Below are 19,174 nucleotides of genomic sequence, written 5' to 3'. Positions count from 1 at the left end.
CGCCGCGCCTGGGGCCGAGTCAGACCGAGCGCCGCGAAACAGACGTTGGACTACGCATGTCTCAGCGGCGCTCGGTCTGACTCGGCGTGGCGGTGTGGTGGCGATGAAGCCGAACGCTAGCGGGTGCCCCAGTCGTAGCGCTGCTTGTGCAGCTTCAGGTACATGAACGTCTCGGTGGACAGTACCGCGGGCAGCTCCCGCATCCGGCCCAGCAGGCGCAGCAGATGGGCGTCGTCCTCGCAGACCACCTCCACCAGGAGGTCGTATTGGCCCGCCGTGAGCACAATGTAGCTGACCTCGGGGAAGGATTCCAGAGCCTCCGCCACCGTCTCCATCCGGCCCTGGACCTTTACACCGATCATGGCCTGGCGGTTGAATCCCAGCCGGAGCGGATCGGTGACCGCCACGATCTCCAGCAGCTTGCCATCGATGAGGCGCTTGATGCGTTGGCGCACGGCTGCGTCGGAGAGGCCCACGGACTCGGCGATGGCCGCGTAGGACCGTCGGCCGTCCTCCTGCAGTTCCTCGATGATCCGCTTGGAGATGTCATCGAGTTCGGTCTGGTTAATTTCCGGGTGCATAATCTTTACCTTATCGTCCCGTGCCGCCGATCAAGCCTTGCCGCTGATGAGATCGGCGGCGTGGGCCAGCGGGTGCGTGGTGGTCCGGCCGCCGGATTCTGCCCGGTCCGCTGCGTTGTAGGTGGCATAGAGGGTCTTCACGGCCAGCCATCGCAGCGGTTCCACCTCCCACTTGCGCACCTGCCGCCCCACCCAGGGCAGGGTGGTCAGTTCGGTGGTGCGGCCAAGAATGAGGTCGGCCAGGGTGCGCCCGGCCAGGTTGGTGGTGGCCACCCCTGTGCCCACATAGCCGCCCGCCCAGCCAACGCCGTCGTCCGTCAAACCGACGGTGGCGTGCCAGTCGCGCGGGACACCCAGGACCCCCGACCACGCGTGGTCAATCCCGATGCCTTCGACGGCGGGAAACAGCCGGGTGAGCATGTCACCCAGTGCCCGAACAGTTTTCTCGGGGGTGTGGCCGTCGACGTCGGTGCGGGAACCAAACTTGTAAGGGTCCCCGCGTCCGCCGATGGCGATCCGGCCGTCGGCCGTGCGCTGGGCGTAAATGTAGGCGTGGGCTAGGTCCGCCAGGGTCTCTGCCCCGTCCCAGCCAATGGCCTCCCACTGCCCGGCGGCCAGCGGTTCGGTGACGATCATGGAGGAGTTCAGCGGGATCCAGCTGCGCCGTTGGCCGGCCAACCCCGCGGTGAATCCTTCGGTGGCCCGGATGACGTAGCGCGCCGTCACGGTGCCGCGGGTGGTCCGCACGGCACCAGGCGCAATTTCCACGGCGGGGGTGCCCTCATGGAGGGTGACTCCCAGCCGCCGGACAGCGTTGGCAAGCCCACGGACCAGCTTGGCCGGTTGGATGCGGGCGCAGTGCGGGTGCCAGATGCCGCCCACTGCGCCAGCAATCGTGATCCGCTCGGCCGTTTGCGCCGCGTCAAGGAGCTCGGTGTCGGTGTTTGGCCATTGGGCTTCCTGCGCCGCGAAAGCCGTGAGCCGTTGCAGCTGCGCAGCGTTCAGGGCGACGTTCAGCTCGCCGCCCTTGACGATGTCCGCGTCGATCCCTTCGGCGGCGGCAACATCCATCACCTCCTGCACCGTGCGGTTCATGGCGTCCTGAAAACGCACCACGGCGTCCCGGCCATGGGAGCGCACATAGCCTTCACGGCCACCGGTGATGCTGTTGGTGAGCCACCCGCCGTTGCGCCCGGAGGCACCGTAGCCGGCAAATTCCGCCTCACAGATGACAATCCGCAGGCTGGGATCGGCCTTGGCCAAATAGTAGGCGGTCCACAGCCCCGTGTATCCGGCGCCAACAATGCAGACGTCAGCTGCGGCGTCGCGCTCCAGCGGGTTCGCCGGCACCGGGACACCGGATCCGGCGTACCAAAAGGACACCTCGCCGTTGGTGGTCCCGCCGCCCTCAGCGTTCAAGGTTCACCATGACGTGCTTGACGCGGGTGTAGTCCTCCAACGCATACATGGACAGATCCTTGCCATGGCCGGAGTGCTTGAAGCCGCCGTGGGGCAGTTCGGCGCTGATGGTCAGATGGTCATTGATCCAGACAGCGCCAAAGTCCAGCTGCCGGCTCAGGTCCATGGCCCGGGCCACGTCTCTGGTCCAGACGCTGGAAGACAGGCCGAACGGCACATCGTTGGCCCATTGAACTGCTTGTTCCTCCGAGGCAAAGGACTGGACGGTAATGACGGGACCGAAGATCTCCTCCTGGATGGCCGCATCCGTTTGGGCCAGTCCGGCCACCACTGTGGGCGCATAGAAAAAGCCGTCACGGTCAAGCGTGTGGCCGCCGGTCAGTATGCGGGCGTGGTCCGGCAGGTTCGCAACAAACGCCGCAACCCGGGCCAGCTGCCCCGCATTGTTCAGCGGACCCATGTCGGCATTCTCCTCCGGGGCACCCACGGAATAGCTGGCCGCCTCGGCCGCCAAGGCAGCTGCAAACTCGTCATGAACCGAAGCCTCCACCAGGACGCGGGTGGCGGCTGTGCAGTCCTGGCCGGCGTTGTAGAGTCCTGCCATGGCGATGATCTTGGCCGCCTTGGCCAGGTCCGCGTCGGCAAAAACCAGCACGGGTGCTTTGCCGCCAAGTTCCAGGTGGGTGCGCTTGAGATCCAGGGCAGCAGACTTCGCCACCTCCATGCCGGCCCGCACACTGCCTGTGATGGATACAAGCTCGGGAGCGGCATGCTCCACCACGGCCCGGCCGGTGTCGCGGTCGCCGGTGACCACATTGAATACGCCCGCGGGCAGCACCTGGGCGGCGAGTTCGGCCAGGCGCAGGGTGGTCAGCGGCGTGGTGTCGGAGGGTTTGAGGACAATCGTGTTGCCTCCCGCCAGTGCCGGGCCAATCTTCCAGATGGCCATCATGAGCGGGTAGTTCCAGGGCGTCACTTGGCCTACGACGCCGATCGGCTCGCGGCGGATGAACGAGGTCCGGTTGGGCACATACTCACCGGCGGCCGAGGCGTCCATGGTTCGGGCCGCTCCGGCAAAGAAGCGCAGCTGGTCGGCGCACGGCGGAATTTGCTCGTTGGCGATCATGGCGAATGGCTGCCCTGTTTGCGCGCTTTCCAGCTCAATGAATTCTGCTGCGTGCTCCTCCAAGAGATCGGCCAGCTTCAGCAGCGCATTTTGCCGCTCGGACGGGGTGGCCCTCCCCCAGTCCTTGGCTGCCGCGGCAGCGGCGGCATAGGCGCGGTCAACGTCGGCGGCATCGGCGATGGCCACCTGCGCGATCTCCCGGCCTGTGGCGGGATTGACCACGGGCGAGGTGCGTCCGCTTCCGGCCGCCGCAAATGCGCCGTTGATGAACAGCCCCGGATTCTCATACCTTGTTGCAGTCATTACGCACCCCTGGTGGTTGGTTCGCCAATGGACCATCTAACTTCGAAAAACGTGACAAAAAGCAAGGTGGATGTCCTGAATCCATGGAATTCAGGACATCCACCACGGAAAACGAAGAATACTAAACAGCCTACAAGCAATATTGTTGTTGTAAAGGGTTTTAGCGCACGAACCCGTCGGCCACGGTCAACGCTTCGTCGATGACCTCCAGCCCGGTTCGCAGCTCTTCTTCGGTGATGATCAGCGGCGGGCAGATGTGGATGCGGTTGTTGTTGGTCATGGGCCACACGCCGCGGGCTTTGCACGCGGCCACCACTTCAGCCATGGGACGTGTTGCTTCGCCTGCGGCGTTGAACGGCACCAATGGCTCGCGGCTTTCCTGGTTGGTGACCAGCTCCACGGCCCAGAACAGCCCCTGGCCCCGGACCTCACCCACGCTGGGGTGCTTCGCCAGCCACGACTCAAGGATCGGGCGGACCACCCGATTGCCCAGGTCACGGACATGCGCCAACACGCCGTCGCGCTCGAAAACCTTGAACGTGGCCACGCCCGGGGCACACGCCAAAGGGTGGCCCGAGTAGGTCAGCCCGCCAGGGTAGGGCTTTTCATCGAAGATCGCCGCGATCTCATCGCTCATGACCACCCCGCCCAGGGGCACGTAGCCTGAGTTCACGCCCTTGGCGAAGGAGATCAGGTCCGGGACCACGTTGAACGCGTCCACCGCGAACCACTCGCCAATGCGGCCAAAGCCTGCCATAACCTCGTCGGCAATGTAGACGATCCCGTACTTGTCGCACAGGGCGCGCACGCCGGGAAGGTAGCCGGGTGGCGGGACCAGGATGCCGTTGGTGCCCACCACGGTTTCAATGATGATGCCGCCAATCGTGGAGGCACCTTCAAGGACGATGACGCTTTCCAGGTGCTCCAGGGCTCGGGCACTTTCTTCCTCGGGCGTGCTGGAGTGGAACGGGGAACGGTACGCGTACGGGCCAAAGAAGTGGGCCACAGAGGCGGCACCGGGCTCATTGGCCCAGCGGCGAGGATCACCTGTGAGCGCCATGGCCGTGGACGTGGCGCCGTGGTAGGACCGGTACTGGGCTAGGATCTTGGACTTGCCGGTGAATGCCCGGGCCATGCGCACGGCGTTTTCATTGGCTTCGGCGCCGCCGTTGGTGAAAAACACCTTGTTGAGGTTGCCGGGGGCCTTGGCGGCGATCAGGGCCGCGAGTTCGCCGCGGACATCGTTGGCGAAGGCGGGCGCGATGGTGGCCATCTTGCCGACCTGGTCCTGGATGGCCTTCACGAGGTCCGGGTGCTGGTGACCCAAGTTCAGGTTGACCAGCTGGGCGCCGAAGTCAAGGTAGCTGTTGCCCTGGTAGTCCCAGAAGGTGGAGCCCATGCCTCCCTCAACGGGCAGCGGGTCAATCTTGGCCTGCGCAGACCAGGAATGCAACACGTGGGTGCGGTCATTGTGGCGGACCGTGCGTTCGACGTCGACGTTCTCGCTGGTAGGCGCAGCCGGGAAAGTGGTCAGGATGTCAGTCATGGAAGTGTCCGTCTCTCTTTGGGGCCGCAATTAGGAGTTGCTCGGGAAGCCCAGGTTGACCGAGGAGGTGGAGGGGTCGTTCCACCGGGTGGTGACAACCTTGCTGCGCGTGTAGAAGTGCACGCTTTCCGGGCCGTAGATGTGGGCGTCGCCAAACAGGGAGTCCTTCCAACCGCCAAAGGAGAACGATCCCACGGGGACGGGAACGGGGACGTTGATGCCCACCATGCCGGCTTCGACGTCGAACTGGAAGGAACGGGCGGCGCCGCCGTCACGAGTGTAGATGGCGGTGCCGTTGCCGAACTGGTTGCTGTTGATCAGCTCCAGGGCCTCGTCGTAGCTCTCCGTGCGGACCACACAGAGCACAGGTCCGAAGATCTCATCGGTGTAGACCGACATGTGGGGCTTGACGTGATCCAGCAGGGTGACGCCAATGAAGAAGCCGTCGTTTTCGAAGAGGGTTTCGCGGCCGTCGGCGATCACCGTGGCCCCTTCGGCAGCCGCGCCGGCCACGTAGGAGGCCACCTTGTCGCGGTGTTCGCCGGTGATCAGCGGACCCATGTCCGTTCCTGCCGCCGTGCCGTCGCCAATCTTCAAGGCACCCAGGCGGTCCTTGATGGCTGCGACCAGGTCATCGGCGATGTCGCCCACGGTGACCACCACGCTGACGGCCATGCAGCGCTCCCCGGCGGAACCATAGGCCGCTGAAACGGCGGCGTCGGCAGCGTTTTCAAGGTCCGCATCGGGCAGCACCATCATGTGGTTCTTGGCGCCGCCCAGGGCCTGGACACGCTTGCCGTTGGCGGCAGCACGCTGGTAGATGGAGCGGGCAATGGGTGTGGAGCCCACAAAGCTGACGGCTTTCACGGTGGGGCTGTCCAAGATGGCATCAACGGCTTCCTTGTCACCCTGGAGCACGTTCAGCACGCCGTCGGGCAGCCCGGCTTCCTGGAACAGCTTGGCCAGGAAGATGGCAGCGGAGGGATCCTTTTCGCTGGGCTTGAGCACCACCGTGTTGCCGCAGGCGATGGCGCTGGCGATCATCCACAGCGGCACCATGACAGGGAAGTTGAACGGGGTGATGCAGCCAACCACGCCCACCGGCTGCTTAATGCTGTGCACGTCAATGCCGGAAGAAACCTGCTCGCTGTGTTCGCCCTTGAGCAGATTGATCAGCCCTGCCGCGAACTCGACGTTCTCACTGCCGCGGGCGATTTCCCCGGCGGCATCCTCGAGCACCTTGCCGTGCTCGCTGGTGACAATCGCTGCCAGCTCGGACTTGCGCTCCTGCAGCAGCGTGCGCAGCTTGAAGAAGATGTCGGTTCGCTTGGTCAGCGAGGTGGCGCGCCAGTCCGGAAGTGCAGCAGCCGCCGCGGCGATGGCGTGGTTCGCGAACTCTGTGGTGGCGAAAGCCACTTCCTTGTGCTGCACGCCCGTGGCCGGGTTGTAGACGGCGCCTCGGCGCTCGGAGGTGCTGTCCTCTTGGCCGGCGATGAAGTGGGGAATCAGCTGCATGTGTTTTCTTCCTTGAGTGTCAATTGGCTTCAGTGTCTACGTGTCCGGACAGTCCGTTCGGCGCCCGCTGTATGCTCTCAGTAACGATCCTCACACGGAAGACATGGAGCAGAGCCCTGACAAATGAACGGAATTTCACCCCCATCCGGACAGATCGTCCGGACACGCTTCCCACGGTCGCCGAGGTGCTTGCCCTGCCCGTTTTCCTTGACGGCGGTGCCCGCGTACTGGCGGGTGCGGCCCACCTGGGCAACGCCGTCCGCTGGGTCCATGTGGTTGAGGCGCAGGATGTGACCGAGCTGCTCGATGGCCATGAACTGTTGCTGGCCACAGGGGTTGGCTGGCCCGACGGCGACGGCTGGATCCCCGGCTATATCGCCGAACTGACGGCTGCTCGCGTTGCGGGGCTGGTTCTGGAGCTTGGAACCCGCTATCGGCACGCACCCCAACGCCTGGTGGAATGTTGCCTGAGCCAGGGCCTGCCGCTGGTGGTTCTGGAGCGCAGGGTCAAGTTTGTCTCAGTCACCGAGGCCGTGCACGGGCGCATCATCGCCGAGCAGATGGGGGCCTTGCAGGCCCGCGATGAGGTCCACGCCCTGTTCTCCGAACTGAGCCTGCGCGGTGCGCCGGCGGACTATATCGTGGCCCAATTGGGGGCCGTCCTGGGATCCCCGGTGGTCCTGGAGGACATGGCACACCAGGTTGTTGCCTTTGAATCGGCCGGCCTGCCGGAGGAACTCCTGCTGGCTTCCTGGGAGAGCCGATCCCGCTCAACGCACCGCGCCCGGGTACAGGACGCGGGCGACGAGGCGCGAACCTCCGTCCTGGGGGCGGAGGACTGGCTGGTCACGCCGGTGCAGGCCCGCGGCACCCGCTGGGGTTACTTGATCGCCCTCGACGGCGCCCCGCACCCGGCCGGCCGGGCCCTGGTGCTGGAGCAGGCCGCCGTCGCACTTTCCCTCAGCAGGCTTGCCGACGGCACGGGCGAGAGCTGGATCCCGGCCAGCCAACACTGGCTTTTGGCGGCCCTGCTGCAGGGGCGCTACCGCAGTGAGGTGGCTCTGCACGCCCGATTTGAGGCGATGGGCCTGCCGGTGACCCAACGCCAGCTGTGCGGCCTGGCCCTGCGCCCTGGCCCTCAGCGGCCACGGGTCACCGGCGGCCCCGGCACCGGAACAGCCGTCCCCGCCATCGCCGAGGTGTCCCGCCTGGCCCGCTCCCTGGGCCTGAACGCGGTGGCCAGCTGGCAGGGCGCCTCGGATGCGCTGCTCATTGCGTTGTCCGTCCCCAGTCCGGGTCGTGGACGGGTGGCTCCTCTGGTGGCGATTGACTCCTTTGCGGTGAAGCTGCGGGAACTTTTCCGCAGCGAGTCCCCATCCGGCGGGCCGGCGCTGGTGGCGGCCGGGGCCGTAGTTGAACAGGTGGGCGCCCTGGCGGCATCCCTTCAGGAAGCCCTGGAGGTCCTGGACACGGCCACCAGCCGTGGCCCTGCCGCGCCGGAACTTGCCGTCCACCGGGCATCGGAGCAGATGCTGCGCGGGCTCATCGGAGCCCTGCGGACCGACCCCCGGATGCAAAGTTATGCCGAACGCACCCTAGGTGCCGTGCTGCACCACGACGCGCGGCACGGCAGCGACCTGCTGGAGGTGCTGAAGGCGTACCTGGCTCATCCGGGGAACCGCACCAAGGCTGCCGCCGACAGCCACTTGTCCCGCTCGGTTTTCTATCAGCGGCTGGACACCCTGGCGGGGCTGCTGGGCGTTGACTTGTCCGACGGCGAGGTGATCGCCGGGCTGCAAGCAGCAGTCATCGCCTGGGAGACCACGCAGAATCGCCCCTGAGCGAGCCCAAGGATGGAGCGACTCACTCGTTCCCACGTTGGGAGCGGGGCTTGTTCCTCATTCAAGTCACAAGTGTTGTCATCACCGTTGACTTAAATTTCAGCTGAGCCTAGTCTCGTGTTCAGCCTGGCTTTTGGTTCATCCCGAACCCGCACCACCATTGCGCAGGTGGTGCACGATGACTTCTCCCGATTGGACCCCCATGGAACTGCATTACCTCACAGCCAGTAAGGCACGCGAGCTCTTTGCCTCCCGCGAGCTCTCCCCCGTTGAATTGCTCGACGCCGTTGTGGCACGCACCGCCTTGGTTGAACCGGCTGTGAATGCCTTGACTGAACAGATGTTGGATGAGGCATACGCGGCGGCACGCGTCTCCGAAGCCAAATTTGCCACCTCAGATCAGGGGCATGGCCCACTGGAGGGGGTCCCCCTGCTGCTCAAGGAAGAGCAGCCCATTGCCGGGCGGACCTCCGAGGAGGGCTCCCTGACGGAGCAGGGAACCCTTGCCATGACCAGCCACCCGATCGTTGGGCGGATCTACGCCGCGGGTGCCGTGGTGCATGGGCGCACCACCACCCCGGAGTTTTGCTGCGCCCCCTACACGCACAGCAAACTCTGGGGCGTCACCCGAAACCCCTGGAACCTGGAACTCAGCCCAGGTGGCTCCTCGGGAGGATCAGGGGCGGCCCTGGCGGCCGGAGAGTCCATCCTTGCCACAGGCTCGGACATTGGCGGCTCTATTCGCATCCCAGCCTCCTTCTGCGGCATTGTCGGCTTCAAGCCACCGTTTGGAAGAGTTCCGGGAATGGCCCCGTTCAACCAGGACACCTACTGCGCCGACGGCCCCATGGGGCGCAGCGTTGCCGATGTTGCCCTGCTGCAAAATGTGCTGGCGGGTCCGCACGCCACCGACCAGGCGTCTCTGCGCCCCGCCTACGTGCTTCCCACCCCCAACGCCGCCTCAGCACGCGGGATGCGGGTGGCCCTCTGCATGAACCTGGGCGACTACACGGTGGACCCTGTCATCGAGGCGAACACCCGTGCCGCGGCAGAAGCTCTTCGCAGTGCGGGCGTCATGGTCCAAGAGGTCTCGCTGCCCTGGAGCCGGAAGAGAATCGTCGCAGCCGCCTGGGCACATTTCGGCGGCATCATGGGACCCTTCATTTCCGAGATCGCCGGCGCGCAGGGCGATCTCTTGATGCCGTACACGATTGACTTTGCCAAACGCGCCGCACAGGCGGAGTCCTTCGCCGACGGCCTTGTGGCCGAGGCGGAACTCTACGAACCGTTGGGCAGGCTCCTGGAAGACTACGACGCGCTGCTCTGCCCCACCCTGGCAACCCAGGGCATCGCCGCCGACTTCGCCGACCCGGCCGGGCTCATCGATGTGGGTGCGAAACGGGTCAATTGGATCGAATCGGCATTGACCGTTCCGTTCAACGTGGTGGGCCGCGTCCCTGTGCTCTCGGTTCCTTCAGGAATGGCCCCCAACGGCTTGCCCACGGGTGTCCAAATCGTTGGGCGAAGCTACGACGACGCCACGGTGTTCGCCCTCGGGGCGGCGCTTGAGCATGCCCTGGCCCTCACCACCTCGGACAACTGGTGGCCAAATCTTGTGGCGGCATCCAGCGTCTAGGGTGGCAGCCGCCTAGCAATGAGGGAGTTGGTCACAAGCTCAAAGTGACCAGTTCCCTCTTCGTTGGCTACCGGCTCAGGTACAGCTTGCGCAGCGGCTCATGCACAACCCAGCTGGTGCTCATCCCTTCGCTCAGGTGGCAGACAGTGCCGGGCTCCAGCCGCAGAGCAGCGGCCTGGAAGCCGTTACCGGCATGGATCTGCACGGTTGCCGTACCGCTGAGCACTACGAAGAGTTCCTCAGCTTCCACGTCGCTCATGGCTCCGGCGCTCATTTCCCACAGCCCGTACTCGAGTCCGAAAATGTTGCCCAGGCTCTCCGCCGCGGTGGTTGGGGCACCAGCCAAGACCTGATTGGCTGGCACCGCATGGTGGCCCAAATCCACTGACGGCGCGTGAATGACCAGGTCTGAGGACCCGGCCAGCGGGGTGGCCCCTGCCGCGTTCATGCGCAAAACCCGCGGTGACTTACGATTTTTCCGTTCAATCCCATGACACTCCCTTGACTTTGCGTGTGCGTTCATCCAAGGAGAATGCAATAGCCGGGTCTTGTCAAGGATTCGGCGCACGGTGACGGAAGGACTCGGCGCAGGGCGTGTGCCGTCCGCCGTCTTGACCCTGCCCCCAGGGGCAAGGTTTAGGGTGGTGTCAGGAGGCAATAATGCGAATTGGTGAGTTGGCCGGGCAGGCGGGAGTGTCCATCAAGGCCGTGCGCTACTACGAACAGCTGGGTTTGGTGCGGCCCGAACGGCTGCCCAACGGCTACCGCGACTATTCCGGGCATGATGTGCGCGTGATCAGTGAAATACGCGCCCTCTCCCTGCTCGGGATCAATCCCGCACGTGCCGCCCCTTTCATTGACTGCCTCGAGGCTGGCCACCAGCACAGTGACGAGTGCCCGGCGTCGTTGGCTGCCTACCGGGACAGCATCGCAGAGCTTGAGCGCACCATTGCATCCCTTACCGCCCGGCGCGAACACTTGCAGCAGAAGCTGCACCACAGCGCGTCCCGTACGTTGAGAACGGAGACCACTTCCATGGTTGATTACGCCAAGGTCCTGCCCAGCAACCTTCCCGTCCCGGAGGACGACGGCGCCGCCGCTCACCTTCCGGGGCTGGCCCTGCCGGAGCTGGCACTTCCATCCACCGACGGCCGCATGGTCAATCTCGCCAGCCTTGGCAGCGGCCGGACCATTGTTTACCTCTACCCGTTGACGGGAGTGCCCGGGACGGACCTGCCCGATGGCTGGGATGCCATCCCCGGCGCCCGTGGCTGCTCCACGGAGGCGTGCGATTTCAGGGACCACTTCACAGAACTGCAGGAAGCCGGGGTGGAGGGTGTGTTCGGGATGTCCAGCCAGGGATCGGAGTATCAACGCGAGGTTCAGGAGCGGCTGCGGCTCCCCTTCCCCATGCTCTCCGATCCCACTTTTGCCCTGGCGGCCGCCCTGGCCCTCCCCACCTTTTCCGCGCCGGGGCATGACCGACTGTATTCGCGCCTGACGCTGGTGATCAAGGACGGCACCATCGAGCATGTGTTTTATCCGATCTTTCCACCCAACACCCACGCCCAACAGGTCCTGGACTGGTTGCAAAAATAGGCACCCCGGCGAGGAAAGTTGGGGCGTCAAGATTTCGTAAAGATGACCCCCTTTCGCAAGTCCCCGGTGTTAGGCTCCATGATGCGTTCCATGCAGTTCCGGGTCCATGATCTTGGCCGGAAGCGGACTGCTGAGATGCTTTTTTGACAATGGAGAGGTTCAACGGATGCCAGCACCTGAGCGCGAAGCCCTTGGGCAAGGGCTTCCACGGTGGTTCCGGCGCGGCGATACCTCCGGGGCCCGAAGCCACCATGGCATCAAGCGGCCCGCCGCGAAGAAAGAGTCACGCCTGGCCCGCGCCCTCCAGCATCCCGTCCGCACTGTCCCGCTGGCCTTCCTGGCGGTCATCCTCCTGGGCGCCGGGCTTCTCATGCTTCCGGTCTCGCGCACGGCAACTGATGGTGAATTCCTCATGCCGGCACTCTTCACAGCCGTCTCGGCCGTCTGCGTCACGGGCCTGATCACCGTGGACACCGCCACGTTTTGGACACCCTTTGGTCACGTTGTCATCCTGGCGTTGATCCAGGTTGGTGGCTTCGGCATCATGGCCCTGGCCACCCTACTTGCGCTGCTGGTGCGCAAAAGCATCGGGCTGAGGGGCCAGCTCGTGGCACAGTCCGAGACGCACACCCTGAACTTCGGTGACGTGAAGGCGGTGCTTTTCCGGGTCTTCAAAATCATGACTGCTATCGAGGTGGCAGTGGCCGCCGTCCTGAGTGTCCGTTTCTGGCTCGTGTATGAAAGCAATCCGGGCACGGCCCTGTGGCACGGCACCTTCCACGCCATCTCTGCCTTCAACAATGCAGGGTTTGCCCTCTACAGCGACAACCTGATGAGCTTCGCCCAGGATCCCTGGATCATCGTCCCCATTTGTGCCGCCGTGGTGGCCGGCGGGCTCGGCTTCCCCGTGATCATCCAACTCCTCAGCGGAGGGCTCAAGATCAAAGATTGGAGCATCCACCTGCGCCTCACAGTATGGGGTACGCTCATGCTCCTGGTGGTGGGTTTCGCCTTCTTCGCCGCCATTGAATGGAACAGGGCGGAGACTCTGGGCCCCATGAGCACGGGTGGGAAGATCCTGGGCGCACTGGGCGGAACCGTGTTTCCCCGCACGGCCGGATTCAACAGCATCGACTACGGGGTGGCCTCGGAAGACACTCTCATGGTCACCAACGTCCTGATGTTCATTGGCGGCGGCAGCGCGGGCACTGCAGGCGGGATCAAGATCACCACCTTCCTGGTGCTGGCCTTCGCCATCTGGAACGAGATCCGCGGGCGTGAACAGGTCACCATAGCCCACCGTTCCATCAGCCCCTCCGTGCAACGGCAGGCACTCACAGTCGCCCTGCTGGGTGTGGCGGCCGTCATGACCGGCACCCTGTTGCTGCTCATGACCACCGACTACAGCCTGGACAAGGTCTTGTTCGAGGCCGTCTCAGCCTTTGCCACGGTGGGGGTGAGCACCGGCATCACCTACCACTTGCCGGCCAGTGCCGAATGGGTCCTCATGGCTCTGATGTTCACCGGGCGGCTGGGCACCATCACCGTGGCCTCCGCCATTGCCCTGTCCTCGCGGCCGCGCCTGCACAGGCTGCCCGAGGAGCGGCCCATCATCGGCTAGGCGCGCGTCAGCCCGGCCAAAAACAGCTCCAAGCCAAACGCAAAGGCCGCATCGGCGCCGTGGTCCGGGTGGTCCACCAGGCCAGCCCGGGCAAGTCCCGCCCGGGTCTGCTCCGCCGTGGCGGCGCCCAGAATGAAGTGGATGAGCGCATCGGCGGCCCACTGCTCCTCTGCAGCGGACAGTCCCTGCCCCGCAATCAGCTGGCGAAGATGCCGCAAGGGCGAGGGCGCATCCGGCGCCAGTGCGTGGGCCAGCGCCACCACCTCGGCGCCGTCGCGCACGGACAGCAGCGCCCGGCGAATGGCCAGGGCCAGTCCGCGCAGCGAGGCCGCCTGGCCCACGGGTTCCAGGATCAATCCGGCCAGCACTGTGAGCAGGTCCTGCTTGTTCTTGATGTGCCAGTACAGGGCGCCGGGCTGGACGTCCAGGTCCCGGGCCAGGCGGCGCATGGAAAGGTCTCCCAGCCCGTAGTCGCGCAGGATGGCCATGGCGGCATCGACGATCTGCTCGCGAGTCAACGCCATTGGCTCCGGTCCCCTCAACTGTGTTGCCGTGCCCCAGCGGCACCCCTCCATCTTCCCCCATGGAAGGTGTCCCTAATTGACAGCGGCACACCCACCTCGCACAATTGAACGGTGTTCAATTACTTTGATGATCTCGCCGGCCGGCAGTTGACCGGCGCCACCCTGACCCGCGAGGAGGCCCTGGCTATCCTCGAATCCACCGACGACCAGCTTCTGGAAGTGGTGGCCGCAGCAGCGCGCCTGCGCCGCGCCCACTTCGGCAACACCGTGAAGGTCAACTACCTGGTCAACCTGAAGTCGGGGCTGTGCCCGGAGGACTGCACGTACTGCTCACAGCGCTTGGGCTCGGCCGCCCAAATCCTGAAATACACCTGGCTCAAGCCCGAGGACGCCGTGGCGCAGGCAACCACCGGCATCCGCGCCGGCGCCTCCCGCGTCTGTATGGTGGCCAGTGGCAAGGGCCCCAGCGACCGGGATGTGGACCGCGTGGCCGGGATGGTCAGCGAGCTCAAGGACCAGCACCCCGACGTTGAGGTGTGCGCGTGCCTGGGCATTCTCAAGGAGGGTCAGGCAGGTCGCTTGAAGGCCGCCGGGGTGGACGCCTACAACCACAACCTGAACACGAGCGAGGAGATGTATGCGGACATCTGCTCAACACACGAATTCTCCGACCGCGTGCGCACCGTGGAGCAGGCCAAGGACGCCGGCCTCTCCCCCTGTTCAGGAGTGATCGTGGGCATGGGTGAAACCCACGCCCAGCTCATAGATGCCGTGTTCGCCCTGCGCGAGCTGGAGAGCGATTCCATCCCCGTGAACTTCCTGATGCCGTTTGACGGGACCCCGCTGGAGGGCACCTGGCTGCTGACCCCGGCTGCCTGCCTGCGTGTGCTGGCCCTGGTCCGCTTTGCCTGCCCCGCCACGGAACTGCGCATGGCCGGCGGGCGCGAGATGCACCTGCGCACGCTTCAGCCGCTGGCCCTGCACGTGGCCAACTCCCTGTTCCTGGGCGACTACCTCACCAGTGAGGGCCAGGAGGCCACGGCGGACTTGGACATGATTGCGGACAACGGTTTTGTGGTGCTTGGCAGCAAGGTCGCCCAGGAGCCGGACGACGGCGGCACCTCCCTGGGTGGGCCCCTCACCATTCGCCGCCGGGGCGCGGGCACAGCCATGGCCCCCAATGCTTGATTGCACCGGTTCGGTGTCATCCCTCGTGCCGGCCACCCCTCCTGCCCGCGCCACACTCATTCAGCGGGACCGCGGATTGTTGTGGCACCCCTATGCCCCCTTGGACGGTGACGCACCCTATGCGGTGCACGGGGCGCAGGGCACCCGGCTGAGCCTTTCCGCGGAGGACGGCAGCCGTTTTGAGGCGGTGGATGCCATGAGTTCCTGGTGGTCGGCCATCCACGGCTACCGGAACCCTGCACTGGATGCGGCCCTGCTGGAGCAGGCGGGCCGCTTCAGCCACGTCATGTTTGGCGGCCTGACACACGAGCCGGCCGTGCGGCTGGCCGAACAATTGGCCGCCATGACCGGACTGGACCACGTGTTCTTTGCCGACTCCGGCTCGGTCTCCATTGAGGTGGCCCTGAAGTTGGCCGTGCAGTACCAGTTGGGGCGTGGCAGGCCCGGCCGCAGCCGCTTCCTGGCGCTGCGCGGCGGCTACCACGGCGACACCTTCGCCGCCATGGGTGTGTGCGATCCCGTGGACGGCATGCACGCAGCCTTCCCCGCCCAGATTCGGGAACAGCTGTTCCTGCCCCGCCCTCCCGCGGCCCGGCTCATGGGCGGCGTGCTGAGCGCCGACACTGTTGAGGTGGCTGCATGGATTGGCGCCCTCGAGGCCATGGTCCGCGCCCACAGTGACGAGCTGGCGGCCATCATTGTGGAACCCGTGCTGCAGGGCGCCGGTGGCATGCACGTCTATGCTCCCGAGTGCCTGGCCGCCGCGCGGCGGGTGGCCGATGAGAACGGCTTGCTGTTGATTGTGGATGAAATCGCCACAGGCTTTGGCCGGACCGGGAAACTGTTCGCCTCGCAATGGGCGGGCGTGGTTCCGGACATCATGTGCGTGGGCAAGGCGCTGACCGGCGGCTACCTGACTCTGGCCGCCATGCTGTGCTCCGCCCGTGTGGCCAAAGTGGTCACCAACTCCCCGCTGCGGGCGCTGCTGCACGGACCCACCTTCATGGCCAACCCCCTGGCGTGTGCCGTGGCGTCAGCTTCCCTGGACTTGCTGGCACGGCATGGCTGGCAACAACAGGTGGCCGGCATCGAGCAGGGACTGGCTGCTGCGCTGGCGCCGGCAGGTGCTCTCAAATCAGTCAAGGATGTCCGGATTCTGGGTGCCGTGGGCGTGGTGGAGTTGTCCGTGCCCGTGGATGTGCCGGCCGTGACGGCGGCGGCCCTGGCGTGCGGCGTCTGGGTCCGCCCCTTCCGCAATCTGGTCTACACCATGCCACCGTTCATCAGCTCAGCAGACGACGTGGCCACGGTTGGCGCAGGAATCTGCGCCGCCGTGGCCCGGGTGCACGGCTGATGGCCGGGGCAACAACCGCCATGGCGGCGTGGCTTGACTCGCGGGCCCATGTGCGCGAACGGCGCGGCATCCAACGCGGCACCGCGCCGCAGGCCACGCTGGTGGATCTGGCCTCCAACGACTACCTGGGGCTCGCCACCGATCCCCGAGTCATCGAAGCAGCCACCGCGGCGCTGCAACAGTACGGCGCCGGGGCCCGCGGTTCCCGGGTGGTGTGCGGCACCACGCCCGAACACCAGAATCTGGAGGAGCAGCTGTGCCTGCTCACCGGCCAGGAATCGGCGCTGGCCTTTTCCAGCGGCTACACCGCCAACATGGGGGTTCTGACAGCCCTGGGCGGGCCCGGAACTCTTGTGATTCACGACGCCCATGTGCATGCATCATTACTTGACGGCATCCGGCTCTCCCGCTCCCCCGCCCTCGAAGTGGCCCACCAGGATGTCGCCGCCATTGCGGCGGCTCTGGCCGGGCGCACCCAGCCCAGGGCCGTGGTGGTGCTGGAGTCCATCTACTCCGTGCTGGGGGACGCTGCGGATCTGGCTGCCGTGGCCAGCCTGTGTGCCACCTTTGACGCACTGCTGCTGGTCGATGAGGCCCATGGGATCGGCGTGGCAGGCCGGGGGCGGGGCGCCGTCCACGCCGCCGGTTTGGCCGCCGCCCCACATGTTGCCGTCACCGCCACGCTGTCCAAGTCGCTGGGCTCCCAGGGCGGGGCTGTGCTGGGCTCGGCCGCACTGCGGGACCACCTGGTCAACACGGCCAGGACATTCATCTTTGACACGGCATTGGCACCGTCGGCGGCAGCCGCAGCCGCGCGGGCCGCGGCCATTGTCCGCCAGGAGCCGGAGCTGGCTGGGCGCGTGCTGGCGAACGCGGCAGTCTTGGCCGCCCGGTGCGGTGTTCCGCAGGCCGCGGGCGCCGTGCAGTCCATCCCGGTGGAATCGGCATCCCGGGCCGCCGAGCTGGCGTTGGCGCTCGGGGATCAGGGTGTTTCGGTGGGATGTTTCCGCCCGCCCAGCGTGCCCGACGGCGTGTCCCGGCTCCGGCTGACGGCCCGGGCCAACCTCACGGCCACGGAACTTCAGTGGGCGGCTGGCACCGTGGCGCGTGTCCTGGAATCCGGCAGGAAGGGCGGCCCGGCATGAGCTACACAGTCATGGGCGAGCCAGCCCAGGTCCGGGACATCATGCGCCGCACGGACGACTTCGCCCCCACGAACGCACTGACCTCAGTGGTCCCGCTGGCCCCGGCCACCCTGCGCATCCTCAGCAAGGTCCGTTTTGCGCTGCCCCCAGTACTGGCATCGGCCACGGGCGCCCAACACCGGGCTGTGCGCACCATGGTGGGCCGATTTTTCACGCCCGCCAAGGTTTCCGCCATTGAACCCCGCGTCCGGGAGCTGGCACGGGAAAAGCTTGCGGCCACCAGCCTGGCACTGGGTCAGGGCCCGGTGGACCTGGCGGAGTCAGTGGGCAGGCACATTCCGCCGGTTGTCATGGCCGAACTCACGGGGCAGCCAACCCCGGACCTTGACCTGCTGAAACGGTGGAGTACGGATTCCCTGGAACTGTTCTGGGGCTGGCCCGATCCCGACCGTCAGCTGGTGCTGGCTGCCAGTGCTGCGGAATTCTACGTGTGGCTGCGGCAGGAGGCGGCAGCCGCCCGGGGCACGGGGTCGCTGTTTGGCGTGCTGGACGCGGCCGGGCTCTCCAGCGCCGAAGTCTGTTCGCTTGGCTACTTCCTGGTTATTGCGGGCCAGGAAACCACCTCTCAGCTCATCAGCACCGTCTTGTTCCGGGGGCTGGAAACAGCTCAGGCAGAATTCGCCGGCGGCTGGGCCGCCTTGGGCGATCCGGCCGCTGCCCGCAACCATGTCCGGGCGGTGCTGGCCACCGAATCTTCCGTGCACACCTGGCGGCGTGCAGCACTTCGCGATACCCAGGTGGCGGGCCAAGCCATTCCGGCCGGGGCGGAAATCCTGCTGGAATTGACCGGACGGCATCCCGGGCAGGCGGCACCAACGGCTTACTCGCTGGCTTTTGGCCACGGGCTGCACCGCTGCTTGGGTGCCAAGCTGGCAGAGCTGGAAACCGCGCTGGTCTTGGAGGAGACCGCCCGGGCCCTGCCGCGCCTGGAACCGGCGGGCCCCCCGCCACCGTGGCTGCGGCTGCTTTCCTTTCAGGCCCCACTCACTGTCCACGCCCAACTCACCAGCAAGGAACTCCCATGAGCGTCACCTATATAACGGGCACCGACACCGACGTTGGAAAAACGCTGACGACGGCGGCCCTGGCCGTGGCGCTGTCCGCCACCGGGGCCAGCGTGGCCGTGTACAAGCCAGCCCAAACCGGCGTTCCCGTGGGCGGTCATGGCGACATTGACGAGGTTGCCCGGCTCAGCGGCGTTCACGCGGTTCATGAGGGCATCCGGTTCGATGACCCCATGGCACCACGGGCGGCCGCCCGCCGGGCCAACCGTGACTTGCCGGGGCTGGCGCACCACGTCAACCGCATTGCGGACTTGGCGGCCAGCCATGACCACGTGCTGGTGGAGGGCGCCGGCGGAGTCCTGGTGGAGCTCGATGCCGCGGGCCGCACCCTGGCGGATCTCGCGGCGGCAAGCACGGGAGCCCCGCGAAGCGGTTTCGTGGTGGTCTGCCGCAGCGGCTTGGGCACGCTGAACCACACAGCACTGACGCTGGAAGCGTTGCACAGTCGCGGCTTTGCCACCCCGGCCGTGGTGGTGGGCTCCTGGCCGGCAGCGCCGTCGAGCATTGACATCAGCAACCGCGAAAGCCTGCAAGGCACTCCGGGTGCCCAGTTTCTGGGATGCCTGCCGGCCGGGGCGTCGCGACTGGACCCCTCAACGTTCCGGCAGTTGGCTCACAACTGGCTGACACTACCCACGTGGGAATGATCGTG

General features: G+C 66.0%; 16 protein-coding genes. 9 read left to right on the top strand and 7 right to left on the bottom strand.

Annotated features, from left to right (window positions below; translation table 11 throughout):
- Positions 1 to 116: 116 nt before the first annotated feature.
- From ACX80Q_RS03135 to ACX80Q_RS03115, 5 genes are all read right to left on the bottom strand, one after another.
- Positions 117 to 581, bottom strand: a complete 465-nt coding sequence (locus ACX80Q_RS03135; protein ID WP_459329054.1) for an Lrp/AsnC family transcriptional regulator — start codon at positions 579 to 581, stop codon at positions 117 to 119.
- A gap of 30 nt (positions 582 to 611) precedes the next feature.
- Positions 612 to 2,000: an NAD(P)/FAD-dependent oxidoreductase gene (locus tag ACX80Q_RS03130; RefSeq protein ID WP_459329053.1), complete on the bottom strand. Its 1,389-nt coding sequence runs from the start codon at positions 1,998 to 2,000 to the stop codon at positions 612 to 614.
- Complete coding sequence (locus ACX80Q_RS03125; RefSeq protein WP_459329052.1) at positions 1,990 to 3,429, bottom strand: aminobutyraldehyde dehydrogenase; 1,440 nt, start codon at positions 3,427 to 3,429, stop codon at positions 1,990 to 1,992. The genes ACX80Q_RS03130 and ACX80Q_RS03125 overlap by 11 nt, the downstream gene beginning before the upstream one ends.
- A 160-nt stretch (positions 3,430 to 3,589) precedes the next feature.
- Positions 3,590 to 4,975: an aminotransferase class III-fold pyridoxal phosphate-dependent enzyme gene (locus ACX80Q_RS03120; protein ID WP_459329051.1), complete on the bottom strand. Its 1,386-nt coding sequence runs from the start codon at positions 4,973 to 4,975 to the stop codon at positions 3,590 to 3,592.
- Between the two features lie 30 nt (positions 4,976 to 5,005).
- Positions 5,006 to 6,490: a CoA-acylating methylmalonate-semialdehyde dehydrogenase gene (locus tag ACX80Q_RS03115; RefSeq protein WP_459329050.1), complete on the bottom strand. Its 1,485-nt coding sequence runs from the start codon at positions 6,488 to 6,490 to the stop codon at positions 5,006 to 5,008.
- Positions 6,491 to 6,675: 185 nt separating this feature from the next.
- Between ACX80Q_RS03115 and ACX80Q_RS03110 the strand changes: the two genes are divergently transcribed.
- Together ACX80Q_RS03110 and ACX80Q_RS03105 are read left to right on the top strand one after the other, a co-directional pair.
- Positions 6,676 to 8,331: a PucR family transcriptional regulator gene (locus ACX80Q_RS03110; protein WP_459329049.1), complete on the top strand. Its 1,656-nt coding sequence runs from the start codon at positions 6,676 to 6,678 to the stop codon at positions 8,329 to 8,331.
- 178 nt (positions 8,332 to 8,509) lie between these two features.
- Complete coding sequence (locus tag ACX80Q_RS03105; protein WP_459329048.1) at positions 8,510 to 9,967, top strand: amidase; 1,458 nt, start codon at positions 8,510 to 8,512, stop codon at positions 9,965 to 9,967.
- Positions 9,968 to 10,034: 67 nt separating this feature from the next.
- Here ACX80Q_RS03105 and ACX80Q_RS03100 read toward each other — a convergent pair whose 3' ends face one another.
- Positions 10,035 to 10,415: a cupin domain-containing protein gene (locus ACX80Q_RS03100; RefSeq protein WP_459329047.1), complete on the bottom strand. Its 381-nt coding sequence runs from the start codon at positions 10,413 to 10,415 to the stop codon at positions 10,035 to 10,037.
- 212 nt (positions 10,416 to 10,627) lie between these two features.
- Here ACX80Q_RS03100 and ACX80Q_RS03095 point away from each other — a divergent pair, with 212 nt between their 5' ends.
- A complete protein-coding gene (locus ACX80Q_RS03095) occupies positions 10,628 to 11,566 on the top strand; it encodes a MerR family DNA-binding transcriptional regulator (RefSeq protein WP_459329046.1) in 939 nt (312 codons plus the stop codon).
- 166 nt (positions 11,567 to 11,732) lie between these two features.
- Complete coding sequence (locus tag ACX80Q_RS03090; RefSeq protein WP_459329045.1) at positions 11,733 to 13,187, top strand: TrkH family potassium uptake protein; 1,455 nt, start codon at positions 11,733 to 11,735, stop codon at positions 13,185 to 13,187.
- Here ACX80Q_RS03090 and ACX80Q_RS03085 read toward each other — a convergent pair.
- Positions 13,184 to 13,711: a TetR/AcrR family transcriptional regulator C-terminal domain-containing protein gene (locus ACX80Q_RS03085; RefSeq protein WP_459329044.1), complete on the bottom strand. Its 528-nt coding sequence runs from the start codon at positions 13,709 to 13,711 to the stop codon at positions 13,184 to 13,186. The genes ACX80Q_RS03090 and ACX80Q_RS03085 overlap by 4 nt on opposite strands.
- A gap of 111 nt (positions 13,712 to 13,822) precedes the next feature.
- Between ACX80Q_RS03085 and bioB the strand changes: the two genes are divergently transcribed.
- The 5 genes from bioB to bioD are packed head-to-tail and all read left to right on the top strand — an operon-like array spanning position 13,823 to position 19,169.
- Entirely contained in the window at positions 13,823 to 14,899 is a 1,077-nt protein-coding gene (gene bioB / locus ACX80Q_RS03080; RefSeq protein ID WP_459329043.1) for a biotin synthase BioB, read from the top strand.
- On the top strand, positions 14,892 to 16,253 hold the full coding sequence (locus tag ACX80Q_RS03075; protein ID WP_459329042.1) for an adenosylmethionine--8-amino-7-oxononanoate transaminase: 1,362 nt from the start codon (positions 14,892 to 14,894) through the stop codon (positions 16,251 to 16,253). Before bioB ends, ACX80Q_RS03075 begins: the two co-directional genes overlap by 8 nt.
- On the top strand, positions 16,253 to 17,398 hold the full coding sequence (locus ACX80Q_RS03070) for an 8-amino-7-oxononanoate synthase (protein WP_459329041.1): 1,146 nt from the start codon (positions 16,253 to 16,255) through the stop codon (positions 17,396 to 17,398). The genes ACX80Q_RS03075 and ACX80Q_RS03070 overlap by 1 nt, the downstream gene beginning before the upstream one ends.
- Positions 17,395 to 18,483 carry a cytochrome P450 gene (locus ACX80Q_RS03065; protein ID WP_459329040.1) on the top strand — a complete coding sequence of 363 codons (1,089 nt, stop codon included), beginning with the start codon at positions 17,395 to 17,397 and terminating at the stop codon, positions 18,481 to 18,483. Before ACX80Q_RS03070 ends, ACX80Q_RS03065 begins: the two co-directional genes overlap by 4 nt.
- On the top strand, positions 18,480 to 19,169 hold the full coding sequence (bioD, locus tag ACX80Q_RS03060; RefSeq protein ID WP_459329039.1) for a dethiobiotin synthase: 690 nt from the start codon (positions 18,480 to 18,482) through the stop codon (positions 19,167 to 19,169). Before ACX80Q_RS03065 ends, bioD begins: the two co-directional genes overlap by 4 nt.
- Positions 19,170 to 19,174 lie beyond the last annotated feature (5 nt).

This window comes from Arthrobacter sp. HLT1-20 (assembly GCF_054510895.1).
The sequence above is the reverse complement of the archived record's forward strand: the minus strand, read 5'-3'. Positions and strand labels throughout refer to the sequence as shown.